At 71.5% G+C, this 15,953-nt stretch carries 14 protein-coding genes and 1 tRNA gene; 8 read left to right on the top strand and 7 right to left on the bottom strand.

The features are described from left to right. Positions 1–11 precede the first annotated feature (11 nt). Positions 12–1,379: a phosphotransferase gene (locus G5T42_RS13285; protein WP_165129193.1), complete on the top strand. Its 1,368-nt coding sequence runs from the start codon at positions 12–14 to the stop codon at positions 1,377–1,379. Positions 1,380–1,406: 27 nt separating this feature from the next. Here the strand turns inward: G5T42_RS13285 and G5T42_RS13280 are convergent, their stop codons facing one another. Then, the gene (locus G5T42_RS13280; RefSeq protein ID WP_165129191.1) at positions 1,407–2,681 is read right to left on the bottom strand and encodes a CDP-glycerol glycerophosphotransferase family protein; all 1,275 of its coding nucleotides are present in this window, start codon (positions 2,679–2,681) and stop codon (positions 1,407–1,409) included. Between the two features lie 110 nt (positions 2,682–2,791). Between G5T42_RS13280 and G5T42_RS13275 the strand changes: the two genes are divergently transcribed. Then, positions 2,792–3,817: a glycosyltransferase gene (locus G5T42_RS13275; protein WP_165130248.1), complete on the top strand. Its 1,026-nt coding sequence runs from the start codon at positions 2,792–2,794 to the stop codon at positions 3,815–3,817. 6 nt (positions 3,818–3,823) lie between these two features. Here the strand turns inward: G5T42_RS13275 and G5T42_RS13270 are convergent, their stop codons facing one another. From G5T42_RS13270 to G5T42_RS13260, 3 genes are read right to left on the bottom strand one after another with little or no spacing between them, the layout of a single operon-like run. Then, on the bottom strand, positions 3,824–5,290 hold the full coding sequence (locus G5T42_RS13270) for a CDP-glycerol glycerophosphotransferase family protein (RefSeq protein ID WP_165129189.1): 1,467 nt from the start codon (positions 5,288–5,290) through the stop codon (positions 3,824–3,826). After that, complete coding sequence (locus G5T42_RS13265) at positions 5,287–6,579, bottom strand: CDP-glycerol glycerophosphotransferase family protein (RefSeq protein ID WP_165129187.1); 1,293 nt, start codon at positions 6,577–6,579, stop codon at positions 5,287–5,289. The genes G5T42_RS13270 and G5T42_RS13265 overlap by 4 nt, the downstream gene beginning before the upstream one ends. A 57-nt stretch (positions 6,580–6,636) precedes the next feature. After that, positions 6,637–8,295: a trypsin-like peptidase domain-containing protein gene (locus tag G5T42_RS13260; protein WP_165129185.1), complete on the bottom strand. Its 1,659-nt coding sequence runs from the start codon at positions 8,293–8,295 to the stop codon at positions 6,637–6,639. A gap of 98 nt (positions 8,296–8,393) precedes the next feature. Between G5T42_RS13260 and G5T42_RS13255 the strand changes: the two genes are divergently transcribed. Continuing rightward, a complete protein-coding gene (locus tag G5T42_RS13255) occupies positions 8,394–9,596 on the top strand; it encodes an aminotransferase class I/II-fold pyridoxal phosphate-dependent enzyme (RefSeq protein WP_165129183.1) in 1,203 nt (400 codons plus the stop codon). Positions 9,597–9,602: 6 nt separating this feature from the next. Here the strand turns inward: G5T42_RS13255 and G5T42_RS13250 are convergent, their stop codons facing one another. Beyond that, positions 9,603–10,403: a carbon-nitrogen hydrolase family protein gene (locus G5T42_RS13250; protein WP_165129181.1), complete on the bottom strand. Its 801-nt coding sequence runs from the start codon at positions 10,401–10,403 to the stop codon at positions 9,603–9,605. After that, the gene (locus G5T42_RS13245; protein WP_165129179.1) at positions 10,400–10,912 is read right to left on the bottom strand and encodes a DUF6328 family protein; all 513 of its coding nucleotides are present in this window, start codon (positions 10,910–10,912) and stop codon (positions 10,400–10,402) included. The genes G5T42_RS13250 and G5T42_RS13245 overlap by 4 nt, the downstream gene beginning before the upstream one ends. Positions 10,913–11,005: 93 nt before the next feature. Between G5T42_RS13245 and G5T42_RS13240 the strand changes: the two genes are divergently transcribed. After that, a tRNA-Met gene (locus G5T42_RS13240) sits at positions 11,006–11,079 on the top strand. Between the two features lie 255 nt (positions 11,080–11,334). Here G5T42_RS13240 and G5T42_RS13235 read toward each other — a convergent pair. After that, positions 11,335–11,763 (bottom strand): MarR family transcriptional regulator, encoded by a 429-nt coding sequence (locus G5T42_RS13235; protein WP_241245824.1) that lies wholly within the window; start codon positions 11,761–11,763, stop codon positions 11,335–11,337. A 125-nt stretch (positions 11,764–11,888) separates the two neighbouring features. Between G5T42_RS13235 and idi the strand changes: the two genes are divergently transcribed. From idi to crtI, 4 genes are read left to right on the top strand one after another with little or no spacing between them, the layout of a single operon-like run. Further along, positions 11,889–12,446, top strand: coding sequence for an isopentenyl-diphosphate Delta-isomerase (gene idi / locus G5T42_RS13230; RefSeq protein ID WP_165129177.1), 558 nt, complete (start codon positions 11,889–11,891; stop codon positions 12,444–12,446). After that, positions 12,443–13,504 carry a polyprenyl synthetase family protein gene (locus G5T42_RS13225; RefSeq protein ID WP_165129175.1) on the top strand — a complete coding sequence of 354 codons (1,062 nt, stop codon included), beginning with the start codon at positions 12,443–12,445 and terminating at the stop codon, positions 13,502–13,504. The genes idi and G5T42_RS13225 overlap by 4 nt, the downstream gene beginning before the upstream one ends. Then, positions 13,501–14,370, top strand: a complete 870-nt coding sequence (locus G5T42_RS13220) for a squalene/phytoene synthase family protein (protein ID WP_165129173.1) — start codon at positions 13,501–13,503, stop codon at positions 14,368–14,370. Before G5T42_RS13225 ends, G5T42_RS13220 begins: the two co-directional genes overlap by 4 nt. Then, positions 14,367–15,953 (top strand): phytoene desaturase family protein, encoded by a 1,587-nt coding sequence (gene crtI, locus G5T42_RS13215; RefSeq protein WP_165129171.1) that lies wholly within the window; start codon positions 14,367–14,369, stop codon positions 15,951–15,953. Before G5T42_RS13220 ends, crtI begins: the two co-directional genes overlap by 4 nt.

Genomic DNA, 15,953 nt, shown 5'->3' with positions numbered 1-15,953 from the left:
AGTGTCGAGGTATGGACAGCACGTTGGCGTGCCTCGCCGCGTGGATGCCGCGGCAGCGCTGGTATGCGGCGAAGGCGAGGCTCCCGAGCCTCCGGCTCGCCGCATGGTGGGACCTGCCCGCAGAGGACTGCACGGTGCGGACGTTCCTCGTCGCCGACGAGGGGGCGCTGCCGGTCGTGCTCTACCAGGTGCCGGTCGTGGCACGAGCGACGTCGTCGGTCGACGCGAATCCGGATCACATCATCGGCAGCCCGGAGCCCGGCACGACGTTCATCGACGGCCCCTTCGACCCGGCTTATTCGACGGCACTCCTCGCGCTCATCTCGAACGGCGGACGCGCGGGCGGACCCGGCACGGTGGTGACGGGCCATCCCTCCCACCAGCTCGACCTCAGCAGCACGCGTTCCGCGACCGTCCTCGCCGGCGAGCAGTCCAACACGTCGCTCATCTATCGCGCCGACGACGGCTCGACGCCGATCATCGCGAAGGTCTTCCGACAGCTGCATCCCGGGCTCAACCCCGACATCGAGCTCACGACGGCTCTCGCCGCAGCGGGCTCCCCACACGTTCCGCCCGCGGTCGGATCCGTCGAAGGCGAGTGGCCCGACGGCGCGACGTCCCACGGCACGACCCGCGGCTCGCTGGCCTTCGCGCAGGAGTTCCTGCCCGGCGTCGAGGATGCCTGGCGCGTCGCGCTGCGCGCCGCGGCGAGCGGCGAGGACTTCGCGGACCGCGCGCACGCCCTCGGCGAGGCCACCGCGAACGTGCATGTCTCGCTCGCTCAGCTGTTCCCGACGCACGACCCGCAGACCGCCGACCGTGAGGCGACGGCCGCAACCTGGCGACGGCGCCTCGCGATCGCGATGGCCGAGGTGCCGGCCATCGCCGAGCGGAAGCATGCGATCGAGGAGGTCTACGAGCGGGCGTGGGATGCCTCATGGCCGCCGCTGCAGCGGATCCACGGCGACTACCACCTCGGCCAGGTGCTGCACGACCCCGTCCGTGGCTGGGTGCTCCTCGACTTCGAGGGCGAGCCCCTGCGTCCCATGGCGGAGCGGACGCAGCCGGATCTGGCGCTTCGCGATGTCGCCGGCATGCTCCGGTCGTTCGACTACGTCGCCGGGTCCATCCGCCTGGACCACCCCGACCGCTCCCCCGAAGCGGTCGCGGAGTGGGTTCGCGCCGCGCGGCAGGGCTTCGAGGAGGGATATGCGGGCGTGTCCGGCGTGGACCTCGCCGAGCAGCGCGACCTCCTGAGCGCCCTCGAGCTCGACAAGGCGGTCTACGAGGCGATCTACGAGTCGCGCAATCGGCCGACCTGGGTGACGATCCCCCTGCGGGCGATCGCACGCCTCGTCGAGCGGTCGGCGGTCGGCTGAGCGGCTCGGCGCCGGGTCCGGGGCCGATCAGTCGTCGAGCTCGGCCTCTTCGTCCGCGTCGTCGTCCGGCTCGTCGGCAGCGGTGCGGGCGTGCCACGTCTCCCAATCGGCCATGAGACGGGCGATGGCCTCATGGAAGCGTCGGGTGGCGGCACCCGGCGTCGTGTCGCCGAAGTAGTAGGTCACCCACTCCGTGAGCCGCGCCGCAGCTTCGGGATCGCGGATCACTCGCTCGGTCTCTTCGACGATCCCCGGCGCATCTGACGCGTCGAGCCATTCGCACGACGAGAGGTACCCGTGCGTGTCGACGATAGCCTCGGGATCGACGGGGCGCGTGATCAGCAGGGGCTTCCCTGCCGCCAGGCGGTCGTAGACCATCGCCGAGATGTCGACCACGGCGACATCGGCCGCAGCGAGCTGCCAGCCGAGTTCCGGCCCGTCGTCGTAGACGTGCTCCGCACCCGGGTCGGAGCGGTTCGCCGCCGCGAGGGCGGCGATGATCCGCTGGTTCGCAGCGCCGTATTCCGGGTCGACCACACCCGAGCGCGGGTGCGGGCGGTACACGACGCGATGACGTCGCGTCTCGAGCAGCGCCTTCACGAGCGCTTCGCCGTGCGTCCGCACCGATCCGTAGTGCGCCGAGGGCCGGTCGCCCTCCCACGTCGGCGCGTAGAGCACGACCGTCCGGTCATCGGGCGTGTACGGCAGAGCCCCGGAGTAGTGGTCCGCCTGCGGGCGGCCGATCTGGATCGTGCGCGTGTCGAGGTCGAAGTCCCACAGCACGCGCGACAGACGCTCGCGAGCGGCATCCCCCGCGATGAAGGCGAAGTCGTACGCCTTGTACTGGTTCGTCGTCATGTACATCTTGTCGGACTCGCCGTGGTTGATGAACACGTGCCAGCGCCGGCCGTACCGGAACATCTGGAAATTGCGGGTGTTCTGATTGACGTAGAGCACGACGCGGATGTCCTGCGTGACGAGGAACGCCTCAAGATCGCGCACCGTCGGCACGAACTCGACCGGCGGAGCGTCCTCGGCGAGAAGTGCCTGCGCACCCGTGGCCGAGCGGCTGAGCACCACGACGGGCCACAGCTTCGAGAGCTCGGCGAGCGGCTTGTACCACTGCCGCATCTGGTACATGTTGACCGCGCCGTCGGCGAAGTACACGGCCACCTTGTAGTGGTGCTCGGGATGCTCCGGCCGCACGTCCAGAGTCCTTCGGACGTCTCGCACCGCTGTCCGGTTGGCGAGCGCCTTGCGGAGGAGTGCGGTGGCTGTGCGCGCATCCGAGACCAGTCCCACGCCTTCAGCCTACCGGCGGGCGCGCATGCCATGATCGACGGGTGCAGTCGTCAGAGCCCGGGCGCAAAGACGCGCCCGTCGTGCCGGACGACGCGGGCGTGACGTTCGTCATGCCCGTGCTCAACGAGCGGGCCTACCTGCGCCGGGCTGTCGAGACGGTGCTCGCGCAGGAGGTCGACGGGCCCTCGGAGCTCATCCTCGCGCTCGCCCCCTCGACCGACGGCACGAATGCGCTCGCGGAGGAGCTCGCGGCGACCGACGACCGCATCGTGCTCGTCGACAACCCTGAGGCCGACATCCCCGTGGGGCTCAACCGTGCCATCCGCGCGGGGCGGTATCCGACCGTCGTGCGCGTCGACGCGCACTCCGAGCTGCAGGCGGGTTACACGCTGAAGGCACTCGCCACCCTCGCCCGCGTACGTGCGGCCAACGTCGGCGGCGTCATGCGGGCCGAGGGGCGCTCGCCCTTCCAGCGCGCCGTCGCACGCGCCTACAACTCGCCCGTGGGCCTCGGCGGCGGGGCGTATCACGGCGGGCACGACGAGGGCGAGGCCGAATCCGCCTATCTCGGGGTCATGCGCCGGGCGGTGATCGAGGAGGTCGGCCTCTTCGACGAGACCATCCGCCGCGGCGAGGACTGGGAGCTCAACCTGCGCATCCGCCGAGCGGGCTACCGCGTGTGGTTCGATCCCGACCTCTCCGTCACCTACTGGCCGCGCGAGAGCTGGGCGCGCCTCGCCCGGCAGTTCCACGCGACGGGGCGGTGGCGCGGCGAGCTCGTGCGGCGATTCGGGCGCGGCAATTCACTGCGGTTCTTCGCGCCGCCGGCGCTCGTCGTGGCGCTCGTCCTCGCCGTCCTGGTGGGAGCGCTTCAGCTCACGGGAGTGCTGACCGGATGGTGGGCGGTCGCGGCATCCGTCGTCTATCTCCCCGTGATCGCGTACGTCCTGCTCATCGCGGTCTGGGCGATCGGCCCGGGCGGCGGCAGAGGATGGCGCGACAAGCTGTGGACCGCGGCGGTCCTGCCGACGATGCACCTGTCGTGGGGCACCGGTTTCCTCGCCGGCGTGGCGCGCGGAGCGCACGACACGGTCGACACGTCTCGGCTGGGCGACCGCAACACGCCCCTGCCCTGAGCGTCGCTAGTCGCTGGACGCGTCCCGCTCGAGAAAGCCCTGATCGAAGATCCGGTCGACCACGCGCTCGGCGGCGCGGCCGTCGTCGCGCGGGTTGAACTTCTGGCGCCACCGGTCGTACCGCGCCGCGAAGCGGGCGGGGTCGCCCTCGCGCAGCTCGCGCACGAGCTCCGCCTGGGACCGGATGACCGGTCCCGGCGCGTGGGCCACGAGGTCGAAGTAGAAGCCGCGCAGCTCCCCGCGATAGTGCTCCATGTCGGGCACGAGGAAGTACATCGGCTTGCCGGTCACGCTGAAGTCGAACATGACCGAGGAGTAGTCCGTGACGAGGGCGTCGGCGGCGAGGAGCAGGAGCGACGTGTCGGGGAACCCGGTGACGTCGACGACGCGGGGGCCCGCGGCATCCTTCCCCGGCAGCAGCGTGCGCGAGTGGCCGCGCACGAGCACGACGGCGTCGGCCTCGCCCGCCAGGGTGACGGGATCGACGAAGTCCACCATCTCGTCGCGGTCGTCGCGCCACGTCGGCGCGTAGAGGATCACCCGGTCTTCGGGACGGATGCCGAGCGCCCGCCGCGTGGCGGCACCGTCACCCGTGGTCAGCACGTCGTTGCGCGGGTAGCCCTCGACCCAGATCGGCCGGGTCAGGAAGGCATAGGCCTTGCCGAGGATGCGGGCGGCGTAGGGGTTCTGGGCGAGGAGGATGTTCCACCGGCGGGATTCCCGGACGACGGCGGCCATCCGGCGCGGATCGAAGCCGGGCCGGTGCAGGGCGAGCCGCTTCAGCGGGGTGCCGTGCCACGTCTGGAGGACGACCTGTCCCGGACGCCGGGCGAAGCGCCGTCGCAGCCAGTCGTTCACGACGAGCAGGCGGGCCGACCCGCGGGCGCGCCACCACTCCGGGCTTCCCTCGACCACCGGGACGGCGCCCTCGGGAACCTGGACGGAGAGGTCGACGACGCTCCAGTAGCGGGTCACGCCGGGAACCCGTCGCGCGATGACTCGGTCGATCGCGAGCGGGTTGCAGCTCGCATTCCGGCCGTAGAAGCTCTCGAAGAAGGCCGCGTTCTCGAGGCCGCCCGGACGCGTCGCGTAGCGGCGCTCGAGGGCCGCCTGCCCTTCACCGGAGTCGTAGGCGGGATCGATCGGGGGGCCGATGCGGACCACGCCGCCGTCGAGCGACGCGCGCAGCGTGCCCAGCTGCACGAGCGGCAGGGGCGCGGGCGGGTCGACGGGCGCCGAGTCCGCCGCCGTCTCGATCACGAGGGCGTATTCGCCGGAGGGCAGCGGAAGCTCCGGTCCGCCCCACCGCGCCGCGCGCAGCGGCAGCACCGCGCGCCATGTCTTGCCGCGGCCCGTGACGGCCCCGGTCACGCGGGCGCGCGCGCCGACGATCTCGACCGAGGCCGGTCGGGGGCCGTCGCCCGAGAGGACGAGAGCCGCACCGGACTCGGTGGTGAAGCGGGCGTCGGTCATCCTCGTCCTTCCTCGCGGCCGGCGGCCGGGGTGTTCAGGGGGCGGCCGAGTCCGGCCAGGATCGCACGGTACACCCTCGTGGTGTTCCGGCCGTCGCGGAAGTCGTGCACGCGGTTGTCGAGTGCGCGCGAGCGTTCCAGCGCGGCGGCGGCGACGTCGGGATCGCCGAGGAGAGCGTCGAGGCGGCGCGCCGCGGCGGACCAGTCGTGCGCCCAATCGTCTCCCGCGACGTCGGCGTACGTGCCGTAGAAGCCCCGGCGACGGGCGTACGAGTCGACGTCCGGCGCCAGGTAGACCACGGGCAGGGGCACGAGCGCCGCGTCGAACATGAGCGACGAGTAGTCCGTGACGAGCGCGTCGAGCCCGGGCAGCAGGGGCGTGACGTCGGCGAGGACATCGCTGCCGAGCCCGCGCACCCGCTCCGTCCCGAGCGGCGGCGCGTACTCCCCCGCTCCCAGCGGATGGGAGCGCACGAGGAGGACGGCGTCGTGACGCCTCAGCACATCGACGATCGCGCGCCACTCGGCGGCGGTCGGGATCGCGGGGTCGGTCTCGCCGTCGCGCCACGTCGGCGCGTAGAGGACGAGCCGCGAGGACGGGTCGAGTGGCCCGGCGAGCTCGCCGATCCGCTCCCGCGCGCTGCCGCTTCGCTCGGCGACCGTGCCGCGCGACAGCACGTCGACCCGCGGCTCGCCGGTCACCGGGACGCGGTCGTCGGGCAGACCGAAGGCCGATTCCAGGCGACCGCGGACCACGTGGGAGGCGGCGGGCACGAGGCGGATCCCTCGGGCCGTGCGCCGGTAGAGCAACCCGAGCGCGCGCCGAGCGAGGCCGGCGAGCGGGCCCCGCGCGAGCGCAGCGGGCGGGCGCAGCGTCTCGGGTGAATCGAGGCCGATGCGCTTCAGCGGGATCCCATGCCACAGCTGCACGACGAACGCGCCGTGCGTCGCATAGCGGTTGACGTCGCCGAACCCGTGCGTGACGACGACCACGCGGGCCCGGGCCGTCGCCCAGAAGCCGCGCAGCGAGTGCTTGCGAATGCTCGGGATGCCTCGGGCCGAGGCATCCCGAGCCTGAGACGTGGTGGCGACCAGCCACACGGCGCGCTCTCCGTGCGTCGCTGCGACCTCCCACAGAGCCAGCGCGCCGTCGGCGATGCCGACGGCGCAGCCGAAGACCCAGAGGTCCCGCGAGCGCGGTACGAGAAGGGTGACGAGGCGTCCGGCCGCGTACACCGGGAGGCGGGCCAGCTTCGCCGCGTTGCCCGCGCCGAAAGAGAAGGACGCCACCCCGCGAGCCTATCGCGGGGTGGCGTCCTGGCCCTGAGAGGGGCACTGCTGGAAGGACTACTTGCCGAGGGTTCCGAGGGTCACCGTGACGGTCTTCGAGTCGCCGCCGCGGACGTACGTGAGCTTCGCGTCGCTTCCGCCTGCCGCCGCCCGCACCTGCGCAGTGAGGTCGGTCGCGTCGGTCACGGGGACGCCGTTGAACTCGGTGACGATGTCGCCCTTCTGGAGGCCGGCGGCCCCGGCCGCTCCCCCGCCGACGATCTCGGCGATGTAAGCGCCGGTGATGGTCGAGCCCTCGACGGATGCCGCGTCCTGGACGCTCGCGCCGAGGAGGCCGTGGGTCGCCTCGCCGTTGTCGATGATCTCACCGGTCACGCGCTTGACGATGTCGGACGGAATCGAGAAGCCGACGCCGATCGAGCCGGACTGGCTGCCGCCCGACGAGCCCGCCGAGGCGATCGCGACGTTGATGCCGATGAGCTTGCCGGTGTCGTCGACGAGCGCACCACCCGAGTTGCCGGGGTTGATCGCGGCGTCGGTCTGGATGACCGAGATCGAGATCGACTCGGTCGGCTGCTGGGTCTGGCCCTGGCCGAAGTCGAACTGGAAGGGGCTCTGCCCGCCCTGGTCGGGGGTTTGGCTCTCGCTGTCGGAGTCGCCCTCGGGCGCGGCCGACGAGGCGATCTGGATCGAGCGGTTGAGCGCGCTCACGATGCCGGTCGTCACGGTGTTCGACAGGCCGAGGGGCGCGCCGACCGCGACGGTCTCGTCGCCGACATTGAGCTTGGACGAGTCGGAGTACTCGATCGGGGTCAGGCCCGAGGCATCCTCGAGCTTGATGACCGCGAGGTCGTACGTCGGGTCCGTGCCGACGACCTTCGCGTCGTAGACCTTTCCGTCAGACGTCGTCACCTTGATCGCCGCGTCGGCGGTCGCGCCGTCGAGCGTCACGACGTGCGTGTTCGTCACGACATAGCCGTCGTCGGTCAGGATGACGCCCGACCCGGTGCCGCCGGCCGAGTCGCTCGTCGCCTGGATCGTGACGACGCTCGGGACGACCTTGGCCGCGATCGCGGTGGTCTGGTTGACCGACCCGGTGTCGTTGACCGTGACGGTGGTCGGGCCGGCCGCCGGGCTGCCGCCGTCGGTGCCGAAGACGTTGACGCCCGCATATGCGCCGCCGAGGCCCGCGGCACCGCCGACGATGGCGGCGGCGACGATGAGGCCCACGACCTTGCCGGCGCCGGACTTCTGCTTCGGAGCGGTCTTGGTAGGCACCGCGCCGGTCGCGGGGGCGCCGAGCGGAGTCGTCGGCTGCGTCTGATTGGCAGCGGAGCCGAAGGACGACGCGTACGGCTGACCCTGGTAGGGCTGGCCGGGGTGGGCCGGCTGGCCGGGGTGGGCCGGCTGGCCGGGCTGGCCCGCCTGCGGGCCGTAGCCCTGGGGGCGCGGAGCACCGTAGGGCTGCTGCTGCGGGTAGCCGGGGTACGCGGGACGCTGCTGCTGTCCGGGCGCCTGCCAGCCGGCGGGAGCCTGGGGCTGCGGCGGGACGGTGTGCGAGGCCGGGTACGCGGCTGGCTGCTGCGGTGCCGCGTTCGTCTGGGGTGCCTGAGGGGCCTGAGCGGCAGCGGGCTGCGCGGTCGGAGCAGGCGGGGTCTGCGGAACGGCGTTCTCGGGGTTCTGGTCGGCGGGGCGGTCGCCCGTGGTGTCGCTCATGGATGCTCCTTGTGGACAAGTGATCTCACTGTGCCCTGCGAGTCTGTGGATTTCTTATGCCCACGTTGGGACTCGACTATGCGAGTAGCGTGAACCCGATGCGAGACATTCCAGGTGCCTGGCGCCGGGCCGTTGCAGGCGCCGGGCTCATCGGCTCCGACGGGATCGTACGTCCCACCATCTTCGCCGAGATGAGCGCCCTCGCGGCCGAGACGGGTGCCGTCAACCTCGGCCAGGGCTTCCCCGACGAGGACGGCCCGGCGGCGGTGCTCGACACAGCGCGCGAGGCCATCGCCCACGGGGTCAATCAGTATCCGCCGGGGCGCGGCATCCCGGACCTGCTCTCCGCCGTCGCGGAGCACCAGCAGAGGTTCTACGGCCTCACCCTCGACCCTGCCCGGAACGTGCTCGTCACGGCCGGGGCCACAGAGGCGATCGCCGCGACGCTCCTCGCGCTCGTGACGGCGCCGGACGACGAGGTCGTGGTCTTCGAGCCGTACTACGACGAATATGCCGCCGTCGTCGCGCTGTCGGGCGCGCGGCTCGTGACGGTGCCTCTGCGGTGGCCCGACTTCCAGCCGGATCTCGACCGGCTTCGGGATGCCGTGACCGACCGCACCCGGGCCATCGTGGTCAACGACCCCCACAATCCCACGGGCGTCGTGTTCACGGCCGAGGTGCGTTCGCTCGTCGTCGAGCTCGCGGCGCGGCACGACGCCTTCATCGTGACCGACGAGGTGTACGAGCACCTCGTGTTCGACGAGAAGCACGTGCCCATCGCGACGCTTCCGGGAGCGTGGGACCGCACCATCTCGATCTCGTCGGGCGGCAAGACCTTCTCGACGACGGGCTGGAAGATCGGCTGGGTCACCGGCCCCGCCGACCTCGTCGATGCGGTGCTCGCGGTGAAGCAGTGGCTCACGTACGTCAACGGCGCGCCTTTTCAGCCGGCGATCGCCACAGGGCTGCGTCTCCCCGACTCCTACTTCGAGGCCGCCGCGAGCACCCTGCGCGCGAAGCGGGACCTGCTCGGTGCCGGGCTGCGTGCGGCCGGGTTCGACGTGTCGATGCCGTCGGGCTCCTACTTCACGGTCGCGGATGCCGCGCCGCTCGGTGCCGTGGATGCCGCGGACTTCTGTCGCGCCCTCCCCCACCGCGCGGGGGTCGTCGCGATCCCGCTGACCGCATTCGTCACGCCCGAGCGCCGGGCCGAGTACGCGACGCTCGTCAGGTTCGCGGCCTGCAAGCGCGTCGAGGTGCTCGAGGACGCGGCATCCCGCCTCGCGAGCCTGGCCGGCTGAGCAGGATCAGTCCCGGGGCACCACGCGGAATCGCCGGAGGGCCACCGAGGGATTGACGCGCCGAACCCGTTCGACGACATCGGGATCAAGGTGCGCCACGACCACGTCGGTCGCGGTGCCGATGGCTGCGAGCTGCACCCCCAGCGGATCGACGATCGCCGACAGGCCGACACCGAGGGGCGGCGGGTGATCGGCGGCGGCCACGAACACGGTGTTCTCGATGGCGCGGGCCTGGAGGAGGGTGCGCCAGTGGTGCTCCTTGAGGGGCCCGCGCACCCACTCCGCGGGAACCAGGAAGGCGTCGGCGCCGGCATCGACGAGGAGCCTCCCGACCTCGGGGAACCGCAGGTCGTAGCACGTCATGAGCCCGAAGCGCAGGCCGTCGACCTCGAACGTCTCGGGCTCAGCGAGCTCTCCCGGCTGCACCCAATCGGACTCGCGCTGACCGAAGGCGTCGTAGAGGTGGAGCTTGCGGTAGCGGGCCACCACCCCGGAGGCGTCGATCGCCACCACCGTGTTGCGCACACGTCGTCCATCGCCCGCCCGTTCGAGCAGCCCCGCGACGACCACGATGCCGTGCTCATCGGCGAGCCGCGTGAGCGCCTGGGTGAACGGCCCGTCGACCTCCTGCGCGTGTGCTGCGAGCGACTCGTCGAAGGGGTCGATGAAGTAGCTCGAGTACTCGGGGAACACCACGACGCGGGCACCGCGCTCCGATGCCGTGCGCACGAGACTCGCGATGAGCTCGACGTTGACCGCGGCATCCGTCGTCGGCGAGAACTGCGCGACCGCGACCCCGACCGTCATCGCCCCTCCTCCCGGCGTCCGCGGACGCGCATGATGGTCGGCACGACGATCCAGAGGACGACGAGGAGAGCGCCGAGCACGATCGCGACGACGGTCGATGCCGCGTCGCTGACGACGACGTCGAACACGAAGGACACCACCCCGACCACGAGAGCGGCCACCGTGACCAGTGCGGTGGACAGCGCCGCATGCCCGTAGGCCACGACGCGGCGCTTGAGGCGCTGCTGGAAGAGGATGCGGTGCAGGGCCACCGGCGCGAGCGCGAAGATCGTGCTGAGGCCCGCGAGCACGACCAGGACGAGGTAGAAGGTCCGCTGCCCGTCGGTCAGATCCGCGAACGTCGGCTGGAAGGCGAGGGCCAGCAGGAAGCCCGTGAGGATCTGGGTTCCGGTCTGAAGGACACGGAGCTCCTGGAGCACCTCGCCCCAATTGCGATCGGCGCGCTCCGTCGGGGTCTCGTCCCGGCCGTCCCGACGGTCGTCGAGCGGGTCGGTGTCGGCGTCCGGCATGGTGCAATCCTCGCGCGCCGTGCGCGTGCGGGGCAAGCGAGCCTGGCCGCGTGCGAGACCCCCTCGAAATCCGTGTTAGGCTCGTTCTTGTGCCGCGGGGTGGAGCAGCTCGGTAGCTCGCTGGGCTCATAACCCAGAGGTCGCAGGTTCAAATCCTGTCCCCGCAACAAATGAAGAAGGCGTCCCCGTCAGGGGGCGCCTTCTTCTTTTGTTTCGTGGACCGTTGTCTTGAAGCTGCCCGCAGGCGGTCCCGCGCCGCAGAGGCTCCGCGAAGCGCGCAGCGATTCGTGGAGGGCGGCGTGGCCAAATCCTGTCCCCGCAACAAAACGAAGAAGGCGTCCCCGTCAGGGGGCGCCTTCTTCGTTTCATTTCCGGGACCGTTGTCTTGAAGCTGCCCGCAGGCGGTCCCGCGCCGCAGAGGCTCAGTCGCGGGGGTCGATCGCGTCGCTCAGCTCCAGGAGGAAACGGGTCACCACGCGCAGCTCGTCCTCGTCGAAGCGCTCGGCGACCAGGCGCATCGTGCGGAGGCGTTCGCTGAAGTGCTTGTAGAACTCGTCTCGCGAGGCCTGGGTGAGGACTACAACGCGTGCGCGGCGATCCTTCGGGTGCGGCCTGCGCTCCAGGTGACCGGATGCCGTCAGCCGGTCGAGCAGCTTCGTCGTGGAGGCGGTCGAGATGCGCAGATGCCGGGCGACGTCGTGCGGGCTGACCGACTCGCCGCGCTGCTCGCGCACGATGAGCATGCGGAGGGCCGCGACGTCGGAGGCGTTCATCTCCATGTCGCCCTTCATGCCGCTGTGCATCCGGTCCATCGCATCGCCGAGCGCGCGGATACCCTTGAGCACATCCATGACGGCGTGATCACGGGCTGTCTGCGGAATCCATCGCTCCTGCATCTGTGGACACACCTCCTCACCCTATGTATCATCGACCACACGAGATTGCTAGATAAACTAGCGAATTTATAGGAGGACCCATGACCGATACCGATCACGTCGTCCTCTTGGACGATGACGGGCGAGAGATCGGCACCGCGCCGAAGAGCAGCGTTCACGGCACGGAGACGGCCCTGCACCTCGCATTCTCGTGCCACGTCGTCAACGATGAGGGTCAGGTGCTGGTGACACGCCGGGCACTGGGCAAGACCACGTGGCCGGGCGTCTGGACGAACTCCTTCTGCGGCCACCCCCGTCCCGCGGAACCCGTGATCGCCGCGGTCCGCCGCCGCGCCGAGTACGAGCTCGGCATCACCCTCACCGAGATCGATCTCGCGCTCCCCCTCTTCCGCTACCGCGCGGTCGATGCCAACGGCATCGTCGAGCACGAGCTGTGCCCCGTGTACACGGCCCGCACGCACGACGAGCCCGTGCTCAACCCGCTCGAAGTGGTCGACGCCCGCTGGGTCGACCCGGCCGATCTCGCGGCATCCCTCACCGCGACGCCCTGGGCGTTCAGCCCCTGGCTCGTGCTCCAGGCCGAGCAGCTGCACCTGTTCGACACGACGCAGCCGCGCGAACGACGACGAGCGTCATGATCGCCCTCGCGCCGGCCCCCGCTGCGGCCATCGACGACGCGATCGACGACGCCCTGTCCCGCATCCGCGGCCGCGCCGACGCACTCGGCGAAGGCTTCAGCGAGCTCGGCGGTGCGATCGCCCGGGCCGCCGCGGGAGGCAAGAGGTTCCGCCCGGCCCTTGTCGCGGCATCCTTCGAGGCGTTCGGGGGAACGGTCGCGGACGCGCCGGGGCTGTATTCCGTCGCGGCCGCCTTCGAGCTCCTCCACACCGCCTTCGTCGTGCACGACGACGTCATCGATCACGACACGGTGCGCCGCGGCAGCCCGAACGTGGCGGGAGAGTTCCGCCTGCGGGCGCAGTCGCGGGGAGCGGATGCCTCGGGTGCCGCGCTCCTCGGCGACGCCGCCGCCATCCTCGCCGGCGACCTCCTGCTCCACGAGGCGTGCCGGCTCGCGGCCCTGGCGGACGTCGGGACGGCGCACCGCGCGGCCCTGCTGACGCTCATCGACGACGCCGTCTTCGTCTCGGCGGCGGGCGAGCTCGCCGACGTCGAGAACGCGGTCTCGGCCGACTACGCCGACTCCGAGGCCCTCCTCGCCGCAGCCCACGACAAGACGGCCGTCTACTCGTTCACCGCGCCGCTCTCCGCGGGAGCCGTCCTCGCCGACGCGTCCCCCGCCGCGATCGCCGCCCTCTCCGACGCCGGGCGTCACCTGGGCCTCGCGTTCCAGCTCGCCGACGACCTCATCGGCGCCTTCGGCACGCCCGATCAGGCGGGGCGGGACTCCGGCGGCGATCTGCGCGAGGCGAAGCGCACGCCGCTCATCGGACTCGCGCGCGAGACAGATGCGTGGTCCCGGGTGCACGAGGCGATCTCGGTCGCCCACACGGGTCCCATCGCCGTACGCGAGGCGCAGCGCATGCTCGACGAGAGCGGCGCGCGCGCCCGGCTCGTGGCGCTCGTCGACGAGTCGCTCGGCGACGCCCGGCGCGCGGCATCCGATCCCGCTCTTCCGCCGAACGTCGCCGAACTCCTGACGACCATCGCGGCGAAGATCGCGCGGAGGGTCCCGTGAGCGGCCGGCGCGACGACGAAGCGACCGGCCTCGCTCTGTACGACCGGACGGCTCGGGATGCCGCGGCCGCCGTGATCGCGGCCTATTCGACGTCCTTCGGGCTCGCCAGCCGTATGCTCGGGCCCCGCGTGCGGCCGCACGTGCGCAACGTCTACGCCCTCGCGCGCATCGCGGACGAGATCGTCGACGGCCCGGCGAGCGCTGCCGGGTTGGACGCGGAGACCGAGCGACGCATCCTCGACGATCTCGAGAGTGAGACGCTGGCGGCGATCGGCCGTGGCTTCAGCTCCAATCTCGTCGTGCACGCCTTCGGGCAGACCGCGCGGGAGTGCGGCATCGGCGAGGACCTGGTGCGTCCTTTCTTCACCTCGATGCGGACCGATCTGACGACGGCTCAGCACGACGGCGCCTCTCACGATGCCTATGTCTACGGATCCGCGGAGGTCATCGGACTCATGTGCCTGCAGGCTTTCGTCAACGCGGGCGAAACGACCCCGCGCGAGCCCGCGCCCGAACTGGTCGACGGCGCGCGGCGGCTCGGCGCGGCCTTCCAGGACGTCAACTTCCTGCGCGACGCCGACCACGACGCGGGTGAGCTCGGTCGCGACTACCTCGGCTCGGCGAGCCGCGAAGAGGTGCTCGCCCGCATCGAGGCCGACCTCGGCGCGGCCGCGGCCGTCATCCCGCTCCTGCCGACCGACTGCCGGCGGGCCGTGACGGCGGCGCACGACCTCTTCGCGGCCCTCGCCGTGCGGCTGCGCCGCGAGCCGGAGCCTCAGAAGCGGGTCCGCGTGCCCGACCCGGTCAAGGCGGCCGTCGCCGCGCGCGCCTGGCTGGGCTTCGCACCGCGGAGCGCACGGGCATGAGCCGGGCGAAGACGCCCCGCGTGCCGGGGACCGCCGCCGTCGTCGGCGGAGGCATCGCCGGCCTCGCGACCGCCGCGCTGCTCGCCTCCGAGGGATGGAAGGTGCGGCTCTTCGAGGGCCGCGACGATGTCGGCGGCCGGGCGGGATCGTGGGAGCGCGAAGGATTCCGCTTCGACACCGGCCCGAGCTGGTACCTCATGCCCGAGGTGTTCGAGCACTTCTTTCGCCTCCTCGGCACGACAGCGGCCGACGAGCTCGACCTCGTCCCCCTCGACCCGGCTTACCGGGTCTACACGGAGGGCGCGGCTGAGCCGCTCGACATCGTGTCTGGCCGGGATGCCGCGACCTCGCTGTTCGAGAGCATCGAGCCCGGTGCGGGAGCGAAGCTCGACGCCTACCTCGATTCCGCCGCCGATGCCTACGAGCTCTCGGTCTCACGATTCCTCTACGACCCGTACGAGACGACGGCCGGGCTGCGCGACCCGCAGCTCCTCCGCCGGCTTCCGCGACTCGCACCGCTGCTCACCCGGCCCCTCGCCTCGTACATCGAGCAGCGATTCACCGACCAGCGGCTCCGGCAGGTGCTCGGCTATCCGGCCGTGTTCCTCGGCGGTTCGCCATACGGCGTGCCCAGCCTGTACCACCTCATGAGCCACCTCGATCTCGACGAGGGCGTGCTCTACCCCCGCGGCGGCTTCACCGAGGTGATCCGCGCGATCGAGCGGCTCGCCCGCGCGCGCGGGGTCGAGATCGAGACGGGCGCCGACGTCGTCGCGATCCAGACGACGGGTGCCGGGAAGGATGCCTCGGCCACCGGCATCCTCCTCTCCGACGGGCGTGCGATCGCCGCCGACCTCGTCGTCTCGACGGCCGATCTGCACCACACCGAGACGGCGCTCCTGCCGCCGGAGCTGCAGACCTACCCCGAGTCGTGGTGGCAGAAGCGGACTCCGAGCCCGGGTGCGCTCCTCCTGCTCCTCGGCGTCCGAGGAGAGCTCCCGCAGCTGGCCCATCACACGCTGCTCTTCACGAAGGATTGGCGCGAGAACTTCGAGCGGATCTTCGGGGCGCATCCCGGCATCCCGGATCCCGCGTCGCTCTACGTGTGCCGGCCCAGCGCGTCGGACCCGAGCGTCGCGCCCGCGGGGTACGAGAATCTCTTCGTGCTCGTCCCCGTCCCCGCCGATCCGTCCCTCGGGCACGGCGGCGAGGACGCCGATGGCGACCCGCGGATCGAGCAGGCCGCCGACGCCGTCATCCGGCAGCTGTCGTCGTGGTGCGGCATCCCGGATCTGGCGGACCGCATCGTCGTCCGACGCACGATCGCGCCCGGCGACTTCGCGGCGGATCTGAATGCCTGGCGCGGCAACGCGCTCGGACTGGCGCACACGCTCGGCCAGAGCGCCGTGTTCCGGCCGCGCAATGCGTCGAAACGCGTCGATCATCTCCTCTACGCGGGCGGTTCGACGCTCCCCGGCATCGGGTTGCCGATGTGCCTCATCTCGGCGGAGCTCGTGGTCAAGCGGCTGCGGGGCGACCGCTCCCCCGGCCCTCTGCCCGAGCCCGTCGCGGCGAGGGCGTGA

Origin of the sequence: Microbacterium sp. 4R-513, from assembly GCF_011046485.1 — a bacterium.
In the GTDB taxonomy this organism is placed as follows: Bacteria; Actinomycetota; Actinomycetes; order Actinomycetales; family Microbacteriaceae; genus Microbacterium.
The sequence above is the reverse complement of the archived record's forward strand: the minus strand, read 5'-3'. Positions and strand labels throughout refer to the sequence as shown.

Excerpts from the sequence above, each read along its gene's own strand:
- G5T42_RS13250 (WP_165129181.1), bottom strand. The coding sequence starts at position 10,403 with ATGACGGTCGGGGTCGCGGTCGCGCAGTTCTCGCCGACGACGGATGCC.
- idi (WP_165129177.1), top strand. The coding sequence starts at position 11,889 with ATGACCGATACCGATCACGTCGTCCTCTTGGACGATGACGGGCGAGAG.
- G5T42_RS13255 (WP_165129183.1), top strand. The coding sequence starts at position 8,394 with ATGCGAGACATTCCAGGTGCCTGGCGCCGGGCCGTTGCAGGCGCCGGG.
- G5T42_RS13260 (WP_165129185.1), bottom strand. The coding sequence starts at position 8,295 with ATGAGCGACACCACGGGCGACCGCCCCGCCGACCAGAACCCCGAGAAC.
- G5T42_RS13270 (WP_165129189.1), bottom strand. The coding sequence starts at position 5,290 with ATGACCGACGCCCGCTTCACCACCGAGTCCGGTGCGGCTCTCGTCCTC.
- crtI (WP_165129171.1), top strand. The coding sequence starts at position 14,367 with ATGAGCCGGGCGAAGACGCCCCGCGTGCCGGGGACCGCCGCCGTCGTC.
- G5T42_RS13245 (WP_165129179.1), bottom strand. The coding sequence starts at position 10,912 with ATGCCGGACGCCGACACCGACCCGCTCGACGACCGTCGGGACGGCCGG.
- G5T42_RS13225 (WP_165129175.1), top strand. The coding sequence starts at position 12,443 with ATGATCGCCCTCGCGCCGGCCCCCGCTGCGGCCATCGACGACGCGATC.
- G5T42_RS13285 (WP_165129193.1), top strand. The coding sequence starts at position 12 with ATGGACAGCACGTTGGCGTGCCTCGCCGCGTGGATGCCGCGGCAGCGC.
- G5T42_RS13235 (WP_241245824.1), bottom strand. The coding sequence starts at position 11,763 with ATGGATGTGCTCAAGGGTATCCGCGCGCTCGGCGATGCGATGGACCGG.
- G5T42_RS13275 (WP_165130248.1), top strand. The coding sequence starts at position 2,792 with ATGCCCGTGCTCAACGAGCGGGCCTACCTGCGCCGGGCTGTCGAGACG.